This is a genomic window from Corallococcus sp. M7 (genome assembly GCF_054512695.1).
The window spans coordinates 7,302,222-7,319,670 of the sequence record NZ_CM137252.1; the positions used below are offsets into that span (position 1 = coordinate 7,302,222).

General features: G+C 71.5%; 7 protein-coding genes. 4 read left to right on the top strand and 3 right to left on the bottom strand.

From position 1 onward, the window contains the following. Positions 1-12: 12 nt before the first annotated feature. Both ACX114_RS29120 and ACX114_RS29125 read left to right on the top strand, forming a co-directional pair. On the top strand, positions 13-1,251 hold the full coding sequence (locus tag ACX114_RS29120) for an MFS transporter (protein ID WP_459289862.1): 1,239 nt from the start codon (positions 13-15) through the stop codon (positions 1,249-1,251). A gap of 13 nt (positions 1,252-1,264) precedes the next feature. Further along, entirely contained in the window at positions 1,265-11,557 is a 10,293-nt protein-coding gene (locus ACX114_RS29125) for a non-ribosomal peptide synthetase (protein ID WP_459289864.1), read from the top strand. Between the two features lie 28 nt (positions 11,558-11,585). On the opposite strand, the gene ACX114_RS29130 is transcribed toward ACX114_RS29125, so the two are convergent. The 3 genes from ACX114_RS29130 to ACX114_RS29140 all read right to left on the bottom strand — a co-directional run bounded on the left by ACX114_RS29130 (position 11,586) and on the right by ACX114_RS29140 (position 15,366). Further along, positions 11,586-13,007 (bottom strand): RICIN domain-containing protein, encoded by a 1,422-nt coding sequence (locus tag ACX114_RS29130; RefSeq protein ID WP_459289866.1) that lies wholly within the window; start codon positions 13,005-13,007, stop codon positions 11,586-11,588. Positions 13,008-13,093: 86 nt separating this feature from the next. Beyond that, a complete protein-coding gene (locus ACX114_RS29135) occupies positions 13,094-13,300 on the bottom strand; it encodes a YbdD/YjiX family protein (RefSeq protein WP_459289868.1) in 207 nt (68 codons plus the stop codon). Then, positions 13,297-15,366: a carbon starvation CstA family protein gene (locus tag ACX114_RS29140; protein WP_459289870.1), complete on the bottom strand. Its 2,070-nt coding sequence runs from the start codon at positions 15,364-15,366 to the stop codon at positions 13,297-13,299. The genes ACX114_RS29135 and ACX114_RS29140 overlap by 4 nt, the downstream gene beginning before the upstream one ends. Between ACX114_RS29140 and ACX114_RS29145 the strand changes: the two genes are divergently transcribed. Together ACX114_RS29145 and ACX114_RS29150 are read left to right on the top strand one after the other, a co-directional pair. After that, positions 15,365-16,882, top strand: coding sequence for a S41 family peptidase (locus ACX114_RS29145; RefSeq protein ID WP_459289871.1), 1,518 nt, complete (start codon positions 15,365-15,367; stop codon positions 16,880-16,882). The two genes, ACX114_RS29140 and ACX114_RS29145, sit on opposite strands and share 2 nt — an antisense overlap. 94 nt (positions 16,883-16,976) lie before the next feature. Further along, positions 16,977-17,447 (top strand): DUF6321 domain-containing protein, encoded by a 471-nt coding sequence (locus tag ACX114_RS29150; RefSeq protein WP_459289873.1) that lies wholly within the window; start codon positions 16,977-16,979, stop codon positions 17,445-17,447. Positions 17,448-17,449 lie beyond the last annotated feature (2 nt).

Sequence of the window (17,449 nt, forward strand, 5' to 3'; positions counted from 1 at the left end):
AGAAAGCGAGGTGTGTCCACGTCTCCTTCGTCCCGCCTGTCCTCGCTGCGCGCGTTGAAGCACCGCGACTTCGCCTTCCTGTGGAGTGGCGCGGCGCTGTCCAACATCGGCACGTGGATGGAGGTGCTGGCGCTGGGCGTGTACGTGACGAAGGTCACGGGCCGGGCGGAGTGGACGGGCGGCGTGGCGGCGCTGACGTGGCTGCCGTCCATCCTGCTGTCTCCGCTGGGAGGCGCGCTGGGAGACCGCTTCGACCGGCGGCGCGCGGTGGGGCTGGGGGCACTGGTGCAGATGGTGCTCGCGGGGACGCTGGCGGCGCTGGCCTTCACCGGCGGGCTGACGGTGCGCTGGGTGGCGGTCATCTCGTTCCTCAACGGCTGCGCGGTGACGCTGTTCATGCCCGCGTTCTCCGCGCTCATCGCGGTCTCGGTGCCGAAGGAGGACCTGCACAGCGCGCTCAGCCTCAACTCGGCCCAGGCCAACCTGGGGCGCATCTGTGGCCCGGCGCTGGCGGCGCTGCTCATCGCGCACGCGGACATCGGCTGGGTGCTGCTGCTCAACACGCTGTCCTTCGCCGCGGTGATGCTGTCGCTCCTGGGCGTGCGCGGGGCCCCGGCCGTGGCGAAGCCCGCGTCGCCGGAAGGGCTGTGGGCGGGCATCACGCGCGGCTTCCAGGTGGCGCGCGCGGATGAGGCGCTGCTCATGGCCATGGGCGGGACGCTGGCCATCGCGCTCTGCATCGCCCCGTTCACGGCGCTGGCGCCGGTGATGGCCATCCGGGTGTTCGGCCAGGACGCGGGCGCCACGTCGATGCTGGTGACGGCGCAGGGCGCGGGGGCGTTCCTGGCGGCGCTGAGCGCGGGCACGCTGGCGGACCGGCTGGGACGGGCGCGGCTCTTGGAGGTGAGCCTGGTGCTCATCGGTCCGGTGGCGGCGGCGTACTGGCTGGCCCCGTCGCTGGGGTTCGCGACGGTGGCGGTGCTGCTGCTGGGGTCGCTGTACATGCTGACGCTCACGGGGCTGGCCACGGTGTGCCAGGCGCGCGTGTCGGGCGAGCTCCAGGCGCGCATCGCCAGCCTCAACTCCATGCTGCTCTTCGTCGGCTTCACGGTGGGCGTGTGGTCGCAGGGCGCGCTCGCGGACCGGCTGGGTGTCCGGGCCGTCATGGGGGGCGCGGCGTTCGGGTTCCTCCTCTTCACCGTCCTCTTGCGCACGCTGCGCTCGCGCGGCTTCGCCGCCTACGAGACCTGACAGGGCCTTCACGATGACGACCTCCTCGCCGGTTGCCCCGGGCAAGAAGCGCATCCCGCTGCCGCTCGTTCCCAGGACAGAGGCGCTGCCGCTGTCCTTCATGCAGCAGCGCCTGTGGTTCCTGGCGCAGATGGAGGGCACGAGCGCCACGTACAACGTCTACTTCTTCGTGCGGCTCAAGGGCGCGCTGGACGCGGACGCGCTGGAGCGGGCCCTCCAGGGGGTCGTGGACCGGCACGAAGCCCTGCGCACCACGTTCGCCGCCGTGGACGGCCAGCCGGTGCAGCGCATCGCTGCCTCCATGACGCTGACGCTCCGCCGCAAGGACCTGACCGGGCGGGAGCAGGACCTGCGCGCGCACGCCGAAGCCGAGGCGCGCACGCCGTTCGACCTGGAGCACGGGCCGCTGGCGCGGGCCACGCTGGTGCGGCTGGCGCCGGAGGAGCACGCGCTGCTCTTCGTCACGCACCACATCGTCTGCGACGCGGTGTCGCTGGGGTGGATGGCGAATGAGCTGAGCGCGCTCTATGCCGCCGCCATCCGGAACGAGCCGCCCCGGCTGCCGGAGCTTCCGGCGCAGTACGCGGACTTCGCGCACTGGCAGCGCCAGACGCTCACCGGTGACGTCCTGGAGGCCGAGCGCGCGTGGTGGAAGGAGCGGCTTTCCGGCGCGCCTCCCGCGCTGGAGCTGCCCACGGACCGGCCGCGTCCGCCGCGTCAGACGTCCCGGGGCGCGGTGTACCGCCTGCCCATGCCCCAGGCCCTGGCCACGGGCATCCGCGAGCTCTCCCGCAAGGCGGCCGTCACGCCGTACATGACGCTGCTGGCGGCGTTCCAGGTGCTGCTGTCGCGCTACAGCGGACAGGAGGACCTGGTGGTGGGCACACCCGTGGCGGGGCGCGGGCGGCGGGAGGTGGAGCGGCTCATCGGCTTCTTCGCCAACACCCTGGCGCTGCGGCTGGACACGTCCGGCGACCCGGCGTTCCTCGCGCTGCTTGGCCGCGTGCGCGACGTGTGCCTGGGCGCGTACGCGCATCCGGACATGCCCTTCGAACAACTGGTGGACCTGCTGGTGCCGCAGCGAGACCCCAGCCGCTCCCCACTGTTCCAGGTGATGTTCGTGCACGTGAACTCGCCGTGGGCCGCGCTGAAGTGGCCCGGCCTCACCGTGACGGAGCTGGACTTCGAGCCCGGCGTCGCGCGCTTCGACATCACCCTCTTCCTCTACGACGACCCCAGCGGCCTGGAGGCGCGCTGGGAGTACAACGCGGACCTCTTCGAGGAGGCGACCATCGCGCGCATGGCGGCGCACTACGCGCGCCTGCTGGAGGGCGCCGTCGCGAATCCTGGGTCTCCGGTGTCCACGCTGCCGCTGCTGACCGCGCGCGAGCGGGAACGCGCGGTGATGGACTGGAACGACACCGGCGCGGACGTGGCGGTACACCCCGGCGTGCACGCCCTCTTCGAAGCCAGCGTGCGCCGGAGTCCGGACGCCATCGCGGTGCGCTTCGGGGAGGCGAGCCTCACGTACGCGGAGCTGGACCGGCGGGCCAACCGCGTCGCCCATGCGCTGCGCCAGCGCGGCGTGACGCCGGACACGGCGGTGGGGCTGTGCGTGGACCGCTCGCTGGAGCTGGCGGTGGGCGTGCTGGGCATCCTCAAGTCGGGCGCGGCCTACTGTCCGTTGGATCCGGCGTACCCACCGGAGCGGCTGGCGCTGATGCTGGAGACGTCGCGCGCGAAGGTGCTCGTCACGCGGCGCTCCCTGGCGTCGGGGCTGCCGGAGGGCGGCGCGGAGCAGCTGTTCCTGGAGGACGACCTGTCCACGCCGGACACCGCGCCCACGCCCGCGGGCGGACCGGACACGCTGGCCTACGTCATCTTCACGTCGGGCTCCACGGGCGTGCCCAAGGGCGTGGCGATGCCGCACCGCCCGCTCTTCAACCTCATCCAGTGGCAGGTGCGCCGCTCCACCGCGCCCCGGGGGCGCACGCTCCAGTTCTCCGCGCTGAGCTTCGACGTGTGCTTCCAGGAGATGCTGCCCACGTTCGCCGCGGGCGGGGAGCTGGTGCTCGTCTCGGAGGACACGCGGCGCGACGGCCGGGCCCTGCTCACGCTGATGCGCGACCAGGGCGTGGAGCGCATCTTCCTGCCGTTCGTCGCCTTGCAGCACCTGGCGGAGGTGGCGGACTCGGATGGCCTGCTGCCCACGTCGCTCAAGGAGATCAACACCGCGGGCGAGCAACTCCGGATGACGCCCGCGCTGCGGCGGCTGCTCCACGCGCTGGACGGGTGCGTGCTGGACAACCATTACGGCCCCACGGAGACACACGCGGCCTCGGCCCACGTGCTGAAGGGCAACCCGGACGCCTGGCCGGACCTGCCGCCCATTGGCCGCACCATCACCAACGCGCGCACATACCTGCTGGATGCGCGCTGGGAGCCGGTGCCCGTGGGCGTCGCGGGCGAGCTGTACATCGGCGGCGCGGGGCTGGCGCGCGGCTACCTGCACCGGCCGGACCTCACGGCGGAGCGCTTCATGCCGGATCCGCTGAGCCCGCATCCGGGCGCGCGGATGTACCGCACCGGTGACTTCGCGCGGTACCTGCCGGACGGCACGATGGAGTTCCTGGGCCGGCGCGATGCCCAGGTGAAGATCCGCGGCTATCGCATCGAGCTGCCGGAGGTCGAGGCGGCGGTGGCGAAGCTGCCGGGCGTGAAGGACGTCGCGGTCATCGCGCGGGAGGACGCGGCGCGGGGCAAGCACCTGGTGGCCTACGTGGTGACACAGGCCGGAGCGGACGTGGACGCGGGCGCGCTCAAGGCGGTGCTCCGCGACCGGCTGCCGGAGTACATGGTGCCCGCGGCCTTCGTGTTGCTGGACGCGTTCCCCCTCACCCCCAGCGGCAAGCTGGACCGGCGCGCACTGCCCGCTCCGGACGACGACGCGGACGCGGCCCAGGCCTTCGTGGCCCCCCGCACGCCCCTGGAGACGGAGGTCGCGGGAGTCTTCGCCGCGCTCCTGCGCCTGCCGCGCGTGGGCGCGCACGACCACTTCTTCGAACGGGGCGGCCACTCGCTCCTGGCGACCCAGGTCACCGCGCGGCTGCGCGACCGGCTCCAGGTGGAGCTGCCGGTGCGGGTCCTGTTCGAGCACCCCACCGTGGAGGAGCTGGCCGCCCACCTGGCCTCGCTGCGGCCGAAGGCGGACGGGGAAGCGCCGCCGCTCGCGCCGCGCCCGCGCGACGAAGTCCCGCCGCTGTCCTCCGCCCAGGCGCGCCTGTGGTTCCTCACCCGGATGGATCCGGACGGCTTCTCGTACAACCTGCCCTGGTTCACGCGCTGGAGCGGACCGCTGGATGACGGCGCGCTGGAGCAATCCCTCCAGGCGCTCGTGCGGCGTCACGAGGCGCTGCGCACCACCTTCGTGGAACACCAGGGCCAGCCGGTGCAGCGCATCGCCCCGGAACCGCGCCTGCCGCTGCGGCGCGAGCACGTGTCGTCGGAGGCCGAGCTCGTGCGACGCGCGGAGGCGGAGGTGCGCCTTCCCTTCGACCTGGCCCGGGGGCCGCTCGTGCGCGCGACGCTGGTGCGCGTGCGGGACGGGGAGCACGCCCTGCTCGTCACCTTCCACCACATCATCTGCGACGGCTGGTCGCTGGGCGTGTTGGAGCGAGAGCTGACGGCACTCTACCGCGAGGCCACCGGCGGCGGCGCGGCGGAGCTTCCGCCCCTGTCCCTCCAGCCCGCGGACTTCGCGCGCTGGCAACAACAGACGTGGGTGGGCGCGGAGGTGGAGACACGGCTCGGGTATTGGAAGGCCCGGCTCCAGGACGCACCGGCCTTCCTCGACCTGCCCACGGACCGGCCGCGTCCGGCGGTGCAGACCTTCGAGGGCGCGCACCTGTCCCTGAAGGCGTCGCCCGCGCTGTCGCGAGCCCTGGAGGCGCTGGCGCAGCAGGAAGGCGCCACCCCTTTCATGCTGCTGCTGGCGGGCTTCCACGCCCTGCTCGCCCGCTACAGCGGCCAGCATGACGTCGTCATCGGCGCGCCCCTCGCCGGCCGCGAGCATCAGGAGTTGGAGGGGCTGGTCGGCTTCTTCATCAACACGGTGCCGCTGCGCATCACCTCGTCCCGGGATGCGAGCTTCCGCGAGCTCGTGGGCCGCGTCCGCGACCTCACGCTGGAGGCCTTCGCCCACCAGGACATGCCCTTCGAACAGTTGGTGCGCTCGCTCCAGTCCGAACGCGACCCCAGCCGCGCGCCGCTGTTCCAGGTGATGTTCGTGCTCCAGAACGCCGGAGGCCCCGCCGCGCGCGCCCTGCCGGACGTGTCCGTGGCGCCGCTGGACGTGGAGACGGGGATGGCGAAGTTCGACCTCACCCTCTTCGCCCAGCCGTCCGCCGAAGGCCTGGACTTCGTCTGGGAGTACAACACCGCCCTCTTCGAGGAAGCGACCGTCGCGCGCATGGCCGAGCACTACACGCGCCTGCTCGCGGCCGCCGTCGCGCGGTTGGAAGAACCCGTGGGCAGGCTCCCGCTGCTCACCGACGAGGAGCGCCAGCGGCTGCTGTTCACCTGGAACGACACCCTCGCGGACTTTCCGCGCGAGGCGTCGCTCACCTCGCTCTTCGAGGAAGAGGCACGGGCAAGGCCCCAGGCCATCGCGGTGGAGTTCGAGGGCCGCCAGCTGACGTACGCGGAGCTGGACGCACGCGCGAACCAGCTCGCGCACCACCTGCGCGCGCTGGGTGTGGACGTGGGCACACCGGTGGGCCTGTGCACGGGCCGCTCGCTGGAGATGGTCGTGGCCACGCTGGCCATCCTCAAGGCGGGCGGCGCCTACGTCCCGTTGGATCCGGCCTACCCCACCGAGCGCCTGCTCTTCATGGCCCGGGACACGCGCCTGCCGGTGCTGCTGGCCCAGCCCGGGCAGGAGGAGAAGCTCGCGGGGCTGGACGCGCGCGTGGTGGCGCTGGAACCGTCCTGGGACGCGTTCTCGCGCGAGTCCACGCGGGCCCCGCGCGTCACCGTGCCCGCGGATGCGCTGGCGTATGTCATGTACACGTCCGGCAGCACCGGCCGGCCCAAGGGCGTGTGCATCCCGCACCGGGGCGTGGTGCGTCTGGTGAAGGGGACGACGTACGCGCGCTTCGGCCCGGAGGAGGTCCTCCTCCAACTGGCGCCCATCTCCTTCGACGCATCGACGCTGGAGCTGTGGGGCGCGCTCCTGCATGGCGCGAAGCTCGTGGTCTTCCCGGCGCACCCGCCCTCGCTGGAGGAGCTGACCGGGGTGCTGGAGCAGCAGGGCATCACCATGCTGTTCCTCACCACCGCCCTCTTCAACCAGATGGCGATGTTCCAGCCCCGGGCGCTCGCGCGCGTTCGGCAGGTGATGACGGGCGGCGAGGCCATGTCCTCGCTGGCCGCGCGACAGGTGCGCGAGGCGGGCCGGGACGTCATCAACGTCTACGGCCCCACGGAGAACACCACCTACTCCACCGCCCATTCTCTGGAGGGCATGGTGGACGACGGACGTCCCGTGCCCATCGGCCGGCCCATCACGAACACGCAAGCCTACGTGCTGGACACGCTGGGCGCGCCGGTGCCGGTGGGCGTGGCGGGTGAGCTGTACCTGGGCGGCGATGGCCTCGCGTGGGGCTATCTGAGCCAGCCCGCGCAGACCGCGGAGCGCTTCGTGCCGCACCCGTTCAGCACGACGCCGGGCGCGCGGCTGTACCGCACGGGCGACCGGGTGCGGTGGCGGCCAGACGGCGTCCTCGACTTCCTGGGCCGGACCGACTCGCAGGTGAAGGTGCGCGGCTTCCGCATCGAGCCAGGAGAGATCGAGGCCGCGCTCAAGGCCTCGCCGGGCGTGGAGGACGCGGGCGTCGTCGTGCGCGAGGACGTCCCTGGCGACAAGCGGCTCGTGGCCTACGTCACCGGCGCGCGCGTGGACACGGGCGACCTGCGCACCCAGATGGCCGCGCGGCTGCCCGCGCACATGGTGCCCTCCGCGTTCGTGAAGCTGGAGCGGCTGCCGCTGACCCCTTCGGGAAAGGTGGACCGCAAGGCCCTGCCCGCGCCGGGCACGCAGTCGGGCCCGGACGCCTACGTGGCGCCACGCGAGGGCTGGGAGACGCTGGTGGCGGAGCTGTGGGCGCCGCTGCTGGGCGTGCCCCGCGTGGGAGCGCACGACCACTTCTTCGAGCTGGGCGGACACTCGCTCCTCGCCACGCGGGTGGTGTCGCGGCTGCGTGACGTGCTCCAGCGGGACGTGCCCCTGCGCCTGCTGCTGGAGTCCCCCACGGTGTCCGGGTTCGCGGAGCGGCTGGAGGCCCTGCAGAAGGGAGACAGCGGCCCGCCGGTGCCGCCCATCGTCGCGGGATCGCGGGACAAGCCACGGCCCTTGTCCTTCGCGCAGCAGCGCCTGTGGTTCCTCGCGCGGTTGGATCCGCGGGGGAGCGCGTACAACGTGCCCTTCTTCTTCCACCTCGACGGCCCGCTGGACGTCGCGGCGCTGGAGGGCGCGCTGGATGCGCTCATCCAACGGCACGAAGCCCTGAGGACCACGTTCAGCGACGCCGAGGGCCACCCGGTGCAGCACGTCGCGGAGCACCGTCCGTTCACGCTCGACCTCGAGTCCCTGGACGGGGACGCGCTGCTGCGCTCACGCGCGGAGGCGGAGGTGAAGAAGCCCTTCGACCTGGAGCGCGGCCCGCTGGTGCGCGCCACGCTGGTGCGCACGGCGCCGGAGCGGCACACGCTGCTGCTCGCCATGCACCACATCGTGTGTGACTTCTGGTCCATCGACATCCTGGTGCGCGAGCTGAAGGCCCTCTACACGGCACGTCACCAGGGCGAAGCGCTGACCCTGCCGCCCCTGCCCGTGCAGTACGCGGACTTCGCCGGGTGGCAGCGCCAGGTGATGGCGGGAGAGACGCTGGAGGCCCAGCGCGCGTGGTGGAAGCAGCACCTGGAAGGCGCGCCGCCGACGCTGGAGCTGCCCACCGACCGGCCCCGGCCCTCGGTGCAGACCTATCAGGGCCTCCAGCTTCCGCGCCCGCTGCCCGCCTCCATTCCCGCCGCCGTGCAGTCCCTGGCGCGCGACGCGGGCGTCACGCCCTTCATGTTGCTGCTGGCGGGATTCCACGCGCTGCTCGCGCGACACAGCGGCCAGGACGACGTCGTCATCGGCACGCCCATCGCAGGGCGCGGCCAGCGAGAGGTGGAGAACCTCATCGGCTTCTTCACCAACACCCTGGCCCTGCGCGTGGATGCGTCCGGCGCGGAGAGCTTCCGCGCGCTGCTGGGCCGCGTGCGCGAGGCGTGCCTGGGCGCCTATGCCCACCAGGACATGCCGTTCGAACAGCTCGTGGACGCGCTGGTCCCCACGCGGGACCTGGGCCGCTCTCCACTGTTCCAGGTCATGTTCGTCTTCCAGAACGGTGGCGCGCCCTGGGAGCTGCCCGGCGTCCGCGTCAGCGCCCTGGCATTCGAGCCGGGCATGGCGAAGTTCGACCTCACCCTCTTCGTGCGTGAAACGCCGGAGGGCTGGTCCACCCTCTGGGAGTACAACACCGCCCTCTTCGACGAGGCCACGGTGGCGCGGTTCGCGGATCACTACACGCGGCTGCTCGAAGGCGCGCTCGCGGCTCCGGACGCGCCCCTGGGCACGCTGCCCCTGCTCGCGGACGCGGAGCGGCGACAGCTCGCGGCGTGGGCGAACAAACCCGCGGCCTTCCCCGCCGTGCCGGGCATCCACGCGTTCTTCGAGGCCACCGCCTCGCGGACACCTGACGCCATCGCGGTGCGCTTCGGGGACGAGTCACTCACCTACGGGGAGCTGGAGCGGAGAGCGAACCAGCTCGCGCACCACCTGCGCGGCCTGGGCGTGGGGACGGACGTCCGCGTGGGCATCCACCTGCGGCGCTCGCTGGAGTTGCCCGTGGCGGTGCTGGGCACGCTCAAGGCGGGAGGCGCGTACGTCCCCCTGGATCCGGCATATCCACCGGAGCGGCTCACCGCGATGCTCCAGGCCTCGGGCGCGGCGGTGCTGCTCACCACGCGCGAGCTGCGCGGCGTGCTGGAGACCGGCGCGGCGCGGGTGCTTGAGCTGGACGCACGGACGGAGGTCCTTGCCCGGGAACCCGGCACGCGGCCCGAAGCCCGGGGCACCGCGCAGTCGCTCGCCTACGTCATCTTCACCTCCGGCTCCACGGGGACGCCCAAGGGCATCGCGATGCACCACGAGGCGCTGGTGAACCTGCTGCACTGGCAACTGGGGGATTCGGTGGCGCCCGGGGCCCGTACGCTCCAGTTCTCCGCGCTGAGCTTCGACGTGTCCTTCCAGGAGCTCTTCGCGACCTGGGCCGCGGGCGGTGAGCTGGTGCTGCTCACCGACGAGGTCCGCCGCGACGCGAGCCAACTGCTGGCCCTGCTGGAGGGCGCGGGCATCGAGCGGTTCTTCATGCCCTTCGTCGCGCTCCAGAACCTGGCGGAGGTGGCCGAGCGTGAAGGCACCTTCCCCACGCGCGTCCGGGAGATCATGGTCGCGGGCGAGCAGCTGCGCATGACTCCGGCGATCCGCCGCTTCATGAAGCGCACGGGCGCGGTGCTGCACAACCACTACGGCCCATCCGAAGCCCACGCGGTGACGTCGCTGTCGCTGAACGGAGACCCCGACACCTGGCCTGCCCTGCCCTCCATTGGCCAGCCCCTGCTCAACGTGCCCGTGTACGTGCTGGACGCGAACCTCCAGCCGGTGCCCCGGGGCGTCACGGGCGAGCTGTACGTGGGCGGCGTCCAGGTCTGCCGTGGCTACCTGAACCAGCCCGGCCTCACCGCCGACCGCTTCATCCCGGATCCGCTCGGCGCCACGCCCGGAGGCCGGCTGTACCGCACGGGCGACTGGGCGCGGCATCTTCCGGACGGCACGCTGGAGTACCTGGGCCGGCGCGACGCGCAGCTCAAGGTGCGCGGCTTCCGCATCGAGCTGGGAGAGATTGAAGCAGCGCTGGCGCAGCACCCGTCCGTGCGCGACTGCGTCGTCGACGCGAGGGATGACGGAAGCGGCCAGAAGCGGCTGGTGGGCTGGGTGGTGGCCGCCGGAGGGAAGCCGCTCGATACCGGCGCGCTGCGGAGCTTCCTCCAGCAGCGGCTGCCGGAATACATGGTGCCCGCGCGCTGGGTGGCGATGGAGCGCTTCCCGCTGACGCCCTCGGGCAAGGTGAACCGCAAGGCGCTGCCCGCGCCGGAGGCAGGCCGCGAGCCAACGCGAACCGTGGTGGGCCCCCGCACACCCCTGGAGCTCCAGCTCGTGCGCATCTGGGAAGAGGTGCTGGGCGTGCATCCCATCGGCGTGCACGACAACTTCTTCGAGCTGGGCGGCCACTCGCTGCTGACGCTGCGCGTGCAGTCAGCCATCCACGCCCGGCTGGGCCGGACGCTGCCGGTGGCGGCGCTCTTCCAGAACGCCACCGTCGAGCACCTCGCGAGCACGCTCCGGGACGCCACGCCCTGGACACCGTTGGTCGCGCTCCAGAAGGGCAAGAAGGGCGTGCGTCCCTTCTTCTGCGTCCATGCCGTGGGCGGCAGCGTCGTGCCCTTCGCGGAGCTGGCAAGGGCGTTGGGACCGGAGCAGCCGTTCTACGGGCTCCAGGCCCGCGGCCTGGACGGTGAGGCACCGCCGTGTGGCTCCATCGTGGAGATGGCGGCCCTCTACGTGCGCGCGGTGCGCGAGGTCCAACCCCACGGCCCCTACCTGCTGGGCGGCTGGTCCCTGGGAGGCACCGTCGCCTGGGAGATGGCCCACCAGCTGCGTCGCGAAGGAGAGGCGGTGGCGCTGGTCGCGCTGCTCGACTCCTCCGCGAGCCTGCACTTCGGCAACCCGGACGACGTGGACGCGAAGGCGCGGCTGAGCGCGAACTTCCTGGAGGATCTGCTGCGCGCCTCCGGACAGCCGCTGCCGCCGAACGAAGGGCTCTCGCCGGGCCGGTGGATGGAGGTCCTGGAAGAAGCGAGCCGGCCCCTGTTCGCGGCGGAGCAGTCGCTGCACCAACTGCGCCACGCGTTCGACGTCCACCTGAACGCGGGCTGGGTCTACGTACCGCCGCCGGCCAGCGGCCCCTTCACGAGCTTCGAAGCGGAGGCCTCCCGCTGGGACCACGGCTGGGCCGCCTACGCGCCCGGCGGACTGGACCTGCACGTGGTGCCCGGAGACCACTACTCCTTCCTCAAGCCGCCGCATCTCCACGTGCTGGCCGCGAAGCTGCGCGAGGCCATCGCGAAGGCCGTGCCGGAGTGACGACGGGGCCGGCACGGCCCATCGCGGACTACAGCGCTTCCAGCCTGAACTGCTGGCAGTCGTTGTTGAACCAGGTCCACTGCTGGAGCGGCGTGCCGTCACCGCTGCCCTGCTGGCAGCCCGTCACGTCCAGCACCTTGCCGCTGTGGCGCGCCTCCAGCCGGAAGTAGCCGTTGCCCAGGTCCACCGGCTTGAACTGCTGGTTCGCCCCACCGCCGTAGGACCACTGCTGGAGCCCCGCGCCGTCCGCCGTGCTCACGTCCCGCACGTCCAGCGCCTTGCCGCTGTAGCGCGACACGAAGCGGTAGTAGCCGCTGTCCGTCGCCTCCATCGACCATTGCTGGCTGGTGCCCGTGTGGCAGGCCCACTGGTGGAGGGTGGCGCCGTCCGCCGTGCTGGGGCCGCTGATGTCCACGCACCGGCCGGAGGCCTTGTTCACCAGCCGGTACGCGCCCGTGCCGCCGCCCGTGCCCTGCGCCACGGAGTAGATGGCGTTGAGCAGCGACGTGCTCCCGGACGTGTCCTGGGACAGCTCCCAGATCATCACGCCGCCGTTCTGCTTCCCCAGCTGCGTCTTCGCCTGGATGGTCGCGATGCCGTTGTAATAGACGTCCCCCACGTTGTCCTTGTAGGGCGCCTGCGAATCGCGAGCGACGAGCTCCGAATAGCCCACGTAGCTCGACGGCGAGCGCCCGTAGAACGGCACGCCCAGCACCGCCTTCGAAGCCGGCAGACCGCGCCCCTTCCAGTAGTTCAGCGACTGGACCGCCAGGTCATACGTCGAATGCGGCTGCCCGCCGTCGTACGCCATGATGTTGAGGAAATCGACGTCGTTGAACACGGACGCCTGCACGCCGCCGCCCGTGTAGCCATTGGCCACCACCGCCGCCGTGAGCAGCTTGCCCCGGCTGTGCATGGCCGTGCCCAGCTCGCGCATCAGCGCCGCGTAGTTGTTCCCCGACGTGCCGGGGTCCGGGTACTCCCAGTCGATGTCCACGCCGTCCAGCCCGGCCGCGTTGACGAAGTTCACCACCGTATTCACGAACGCCGTGCGCGTGCTCGCGTTGGCCGCCATCTGCTCGAAGCCGCTGTCGTTGCCGTCGTTCCAACCACCGACGGCGATGAGCACCTTCACGCCCTGCGCATGCGCCTGCGTCACCAGCGAGCGCAGCCGCGCGTCAGAGCTGCTCACCCCCGTGAGCCCGCCGGACGCCGTGGGCAGCGCGAACGCGTAGTTGATGTGAGACAGCTTCGAGTACTGCAACGTGTTCACGTCCCCTGCCCACGTCGGCAGGTAGCCCACCACCCGCGTCGACAGCGCCGCGGCCTCCACCTTCCCCATCGGCTCCCCGGCGGCAGGGGCATCCTCCGGGCCCGAGCAGCCTCCCAATGATGCGAGAAACACGGCGCCCAGCGCCCACGTCCGGAACGGCGTCGAGGTACGAGACACAGCAGACTCCTGCGAAGGGGTTGAACGGGCTTGACCCGTAAAACCCACTAAGCAGTTTTGTCTGGAAGACTCAACGATTCACCCGCTCAGCAGCACCGGCCGCCACCGGCGCGGTAGCGGGCCTGGAGGCGGTCGTTGAAAAACTCCGCGTAGGTCATCACCGCTCTGTCCGGATGGTGACGGCGCATGTGGGCGACGTAGGTGTCGTAATCCGGCACGCCAATCATCGACCGCGCGGTGCGCACAGCCTGACGCCAGCCATGCAGGAGCGCCTGCGTGAGCGCGCGCCTCACGGCTTCACCGGGACGGTGGCGGCGGCCACGTAGGGCGTCTCGTGCGAGGTGGGCACCGGCGAGCTCCGGGCGCGGAGCGCGGCGCGCACGCCGAAGAGGATCGTCGCCACCACCACCACCATGAAGAACACGGTGAGGCCGGCATCCAGATAGTCATTGCGGATGATGGCCTCCATCTCCTCCACGGACTTCGCCGGGGCGATGAGGCGCCCTTCGGTCACCGCCTGGGAGAAGGCCCGCGCGTGGGCCACGAAGCTCACGCGCACGTCGCCGCCGAACACCTTCTGGAAGCCGGCGGTGAGCGTGCACAGCACCAGCCACGCGGCGGGGATGCCGGGCACCCAGACGTAGCGCTCGCGCTTCATCTTCACCAGCGCCACGCAGCCCAGCGTGAGCGCCACCGCGGCGAGCATCTGGTTGGCGATGCCGAACAGCGGCCACAGCGTGTTGATGCCGCCCAGCGGATCCACCACGCCCTGGTAGAGGAAGTAGCCCCAGGCGGCCACGCACAGCGCGGTGGCCAGCAGGTTCGCGCCCCAGGACTCCGTGCGCTTGAGCGGCGCGTACACCAGGCCCGCCAGCTCTTGAATCATGAAGCGCCCCACGCGCGTGCCGGCGTCCACGGTGGTGAGGATGAAGAGGGCCTCGAAGAGGATGGCGTAGTGGTACCAGAAGGCCATCATGCCCTTCCCGGACACCAGCCCGTGGAGGATCTGCGCCATGCCCACCGCCAGCGTGGGCGCTCCGCCCGCGCGGGACAGGATGGTCGTCTCACCGATGTCGCGCGCCGTCTGCTCCAGCACCTCCGGGGTGATGACGAAGCCCCACTGGCTGAGCGTCGCCGCCGCCTGCGTCGCTTCGGTGCCGATGAGCGCCGCGGGCGAGTTCATGGCGAAGTAGACGCCCGGCTCCAGCACCGACGCGGCGATGAGCGCCATGATGGCCACGAAGGCCTCCATCAGCATGGCGCCGTACCCCACGAGCCTCGCGTCACCCTCCGTGGCGAGCATCTTCGGCGTGGTGCCGGACGCGATGAGCGAGTGCCACCCGGACACAGCTCCGCACGCGATGGTGATGAAGAGGAACGGGAAGAGGCTGCCGGAGAACACCGGTCCGGAGCCGTCCACGAACCGCGTCACCGCCGGCATCTTCATGTGCGGTGCCGCCAGCACGATGCCCACCGCCAGCAGCAGCACGGTGCCAATCTTCAGGAAGGTGGACAGGTAGTCGCGCGGCGCAAGCAGCAGCCACACCGGAAGCACCGCCGCGCAGAACCCGTAACCGATGAGCAGCCACGCCAGCGTGCGGCTGTCGAAGGTGAACCAGGGCCCCCAGGTGGCGGACTCGGAGACCTGGCCGCCCAGCCAGATGCTGAGCATCAAGAGCACGAAGCCGACGATGGAGACTTCCAGCACCTTGCCGGGCCGCACGTAGCGCAGGTACAGGCCCATGGCCACGGCGATGGGGATGGTCATCGCCACGGTGAAGGTGCCCCAGGGGCTGTGCGTCAGCGCCTTCACCACGACCAGCGCCAGCACCGCGAGGATGATCATCATGATCATCAGCACGCCCACCATGGCCGTCACGCCGGCCGCGGGCCCCAGCTCCATGCGCACCATGTCGCCCAGCGACTTGCCGTCGCGGCGCACGGACAGGAACAGCGTCACGAAGTCCTGCACCGCGCCGGCCACCACCACGCCCGCCAGAATCCAGAGCGTGCCGGGCAGGTAGCCCATCTGCGCCGCCAGCACCGGGCCCACCAGCGGACCCGCGCCCGCGATGGCCGCGAAGTGGTGGCCGAACACGACCCACCGGTCCGTGGGCACGTAGTCCAGGCCGTCATTGCGGCGCTCGGCGGGGGTGGCGCGCGAGGGGTCCACCTGGAGCGCTTTTTCGGCAATGAAGCGGCCGTAGAAACGATATCCCAGCATGAAGACCGCGACCGAGGCGACCACCAGCCAGATGGCGCTGATGGACTCTCCCCGGTGCAGCGCCACCACGCCCAGACAGAAGGCCCCTGCCAGCGCCAGGGCCACCCATCCCAACTTCCGAGCGACTCCACCCATGATGTCTCCCATCAGCGGGCAGGCCACCCCCACCCCGCGCGGGGTTTATAGCGCACGCCCCGCATCCCCCCGGCCCGCGCACTCCAAGGTGTCGGGTGGTGGAGGAAGTTGGAGCGAAGCCGTTCTCCTCGTCCTCGCGGGCCTGCTCACCGCGTGCGCCACGCCGCACGCCGCATCGAAGGGCAGCGCCGCGGACGGGGACGGCGTGTGGCGCTCGCGCGGGTATGGATGGCTGCTCACGGTGACGCCGGAGGGCCTGCGGCTGCACCACGAGACGGCGGCGGGGTGCTATCCGGATCCGGCATCGCCGGCGGAGCTCACGGAGATGTTCGGTGTGCAGGAGCCGGGGCCCTCGGCGGACGTTCGGGACTTCCTCTCTGGACCGGGGGAGACGCGCTACCGCTTCGACCGCCTGCCTGCCCTGCCCGCCAGCTGCGACACGCCGCACGTGTGGAGCGCGCTGGAGATGTTCGACGTGTTCCGGGCGACCTTCGCGGAGCACTACGCCGCCTTCCCCCAGCGAGCCCCGGACTGGCTGTCCCGCCTGGACGCGCAGCGCTCGCGGGTGACACCGGCCATGGACGGCCGCGCGCTGTTCAACCTCTTCGCGGACGCGCTCCGTTCGCTCGACGATGCGCACGTGGAGCTGATGGCGGACGACGCGTCTTCGGAGACGTTGACGTACGAGCCCCATCCCACGGGCACGTTCCAGATGCTGGAGCTGGCGTCCCTGGCCATGGACCGTCCCGTCAGGGAGGTGCAGCGTGAATGGATGCGCGCGTACCGCGACGGCATCCTCCGGACGGTGCTGCGCGGCGAGGGACATCACGTCGCGAACCAGCGCGTCCTCTGGGGCTTCGCCTCGCCCCGCGTCGCCTACCTCAACCTGCTGACGATGGGCGGCTTCGTCGCCGGAGAAGAAGGAAGGACGCCCACGCTGGACCAGGAGCTGGCCGCGCTGGAGCCGGCGCTGGACGAAGCGCTGACAGCCTTCGCGGGTGCGGACGCGGTCATCCTGGACGTGAGCAACAACCGGGGTGGCTACGACGCCGTGGCCCGAGCCGTCGCGGAGCGCTTCACGGCCCGACCCGTGCGCGCGTATTCCAAGTGGGCGACGGGAGCGAAAGGCGTTCCGCCACAGGTGTTCACGCTCCAGCCCTCGTCGCGGCCGTCCTTCCACGGGCCCGTGTACGTGGTGACGAGCGACGTCACGGTGAGCGCGGGCGAAGTCCTCACGTTGGCCCTGCGCGCGCTTCCGAACGTCGTCCACGTGGGCACGGCCACGCGGGGCGCGTTCTCCGACATGCTCGTCAAGCCGCTGCCCAATGGGTGGACGGTGCACCTGTCAAACGAGCACTACGCCGACGCGCGGGGCCAGGACTACGAGGCCCGGGGCCTGCCGCCCCAACGCCCGCTGGAGGTCTTCAAGGGCGAGGACCTGTGGCACTCGCATGCGCTCGCGATCCGTGCGCTGGCGGATTCGCTGGTGCCTCCGGAGGCGAAGCCCTCGCCGTAGGAAGCAGGCAGCCTGTCGCGTCGTGCCAACCGGGCCGGGACGACCTACCTCTCATGCGGAAGTCCTCACCGCTGTTCCAAGAGGAGCACGCCCGATGCCGACCCGGTCTCCCACTCGCAAGAGCGTCACGCGCACGCGGCGCCTGAAGGATCCGAAGGGCGGCCTCACCGCCGCGGGCCGTGAGTGGTTCCACGAGAAGGAAGGCGCGAACCTCAAGCCCGGCGTGAAGGGCAAGGCGGACACGCCGGAGAAGATGCGCAGGAAGGGCAGCTTCCTGCGCCGCCACTTCGCGCACCCGCGCGGGCCCATGGTGGATGACAACGGCAAGCCCACGCGCCTCGCCCTGTCCGCCCGCGCCTGGGGCGAACCCGTGCCGAAGGACAACGCTGGAGCGAAGCGGCTCGCCACCAAGGGCACGAAGCTCCTGGAGCGCTACCACGCGGCGCAGGAGCGCGCGAAGCCCGCCGCCAAGCGCTCCGGCGCCAAGAAGACGCGGACCGCCGTGGCCGCCCGCCGTGCGACGGCGAAGAAGACCACGTCCCGGAAGCGCACGAAGAAGTCCTGAAG

Bases quoted from the DNA above. Each gene is read 5' to 3' on its own strand.
- ACX114_RS29125 (WP_459289864.1), top strand. From the start codon at position 1,265: ATGACGACCTCCTCGCCGGTTGCCCCGGGCAAGAAGCGCATCCCGCTG.
- ACX114_RS29145 (WP_459289871.1), top strand. From the start codon at position 15,365: ATGATGTCTCCCATCAGCGGGCAGGCCACCCCCACCCCGCGCGGGGTT.
- ACX114_RS29140 (WP_459289870.1), bottom strand. From the start codon at position 15,366: ATGGGTGGAGTCGCTCGGAAGTTGGGATGGGTGGCCCTGGCGCTGGCA.
- ACX114_RS29150 (WP_459289873.1), top strand. From the start codon at position 16,977: ATGCCGACCCGGTCTCCCACTCGCAAGAGCGTCACGCGCACGCGGCGC.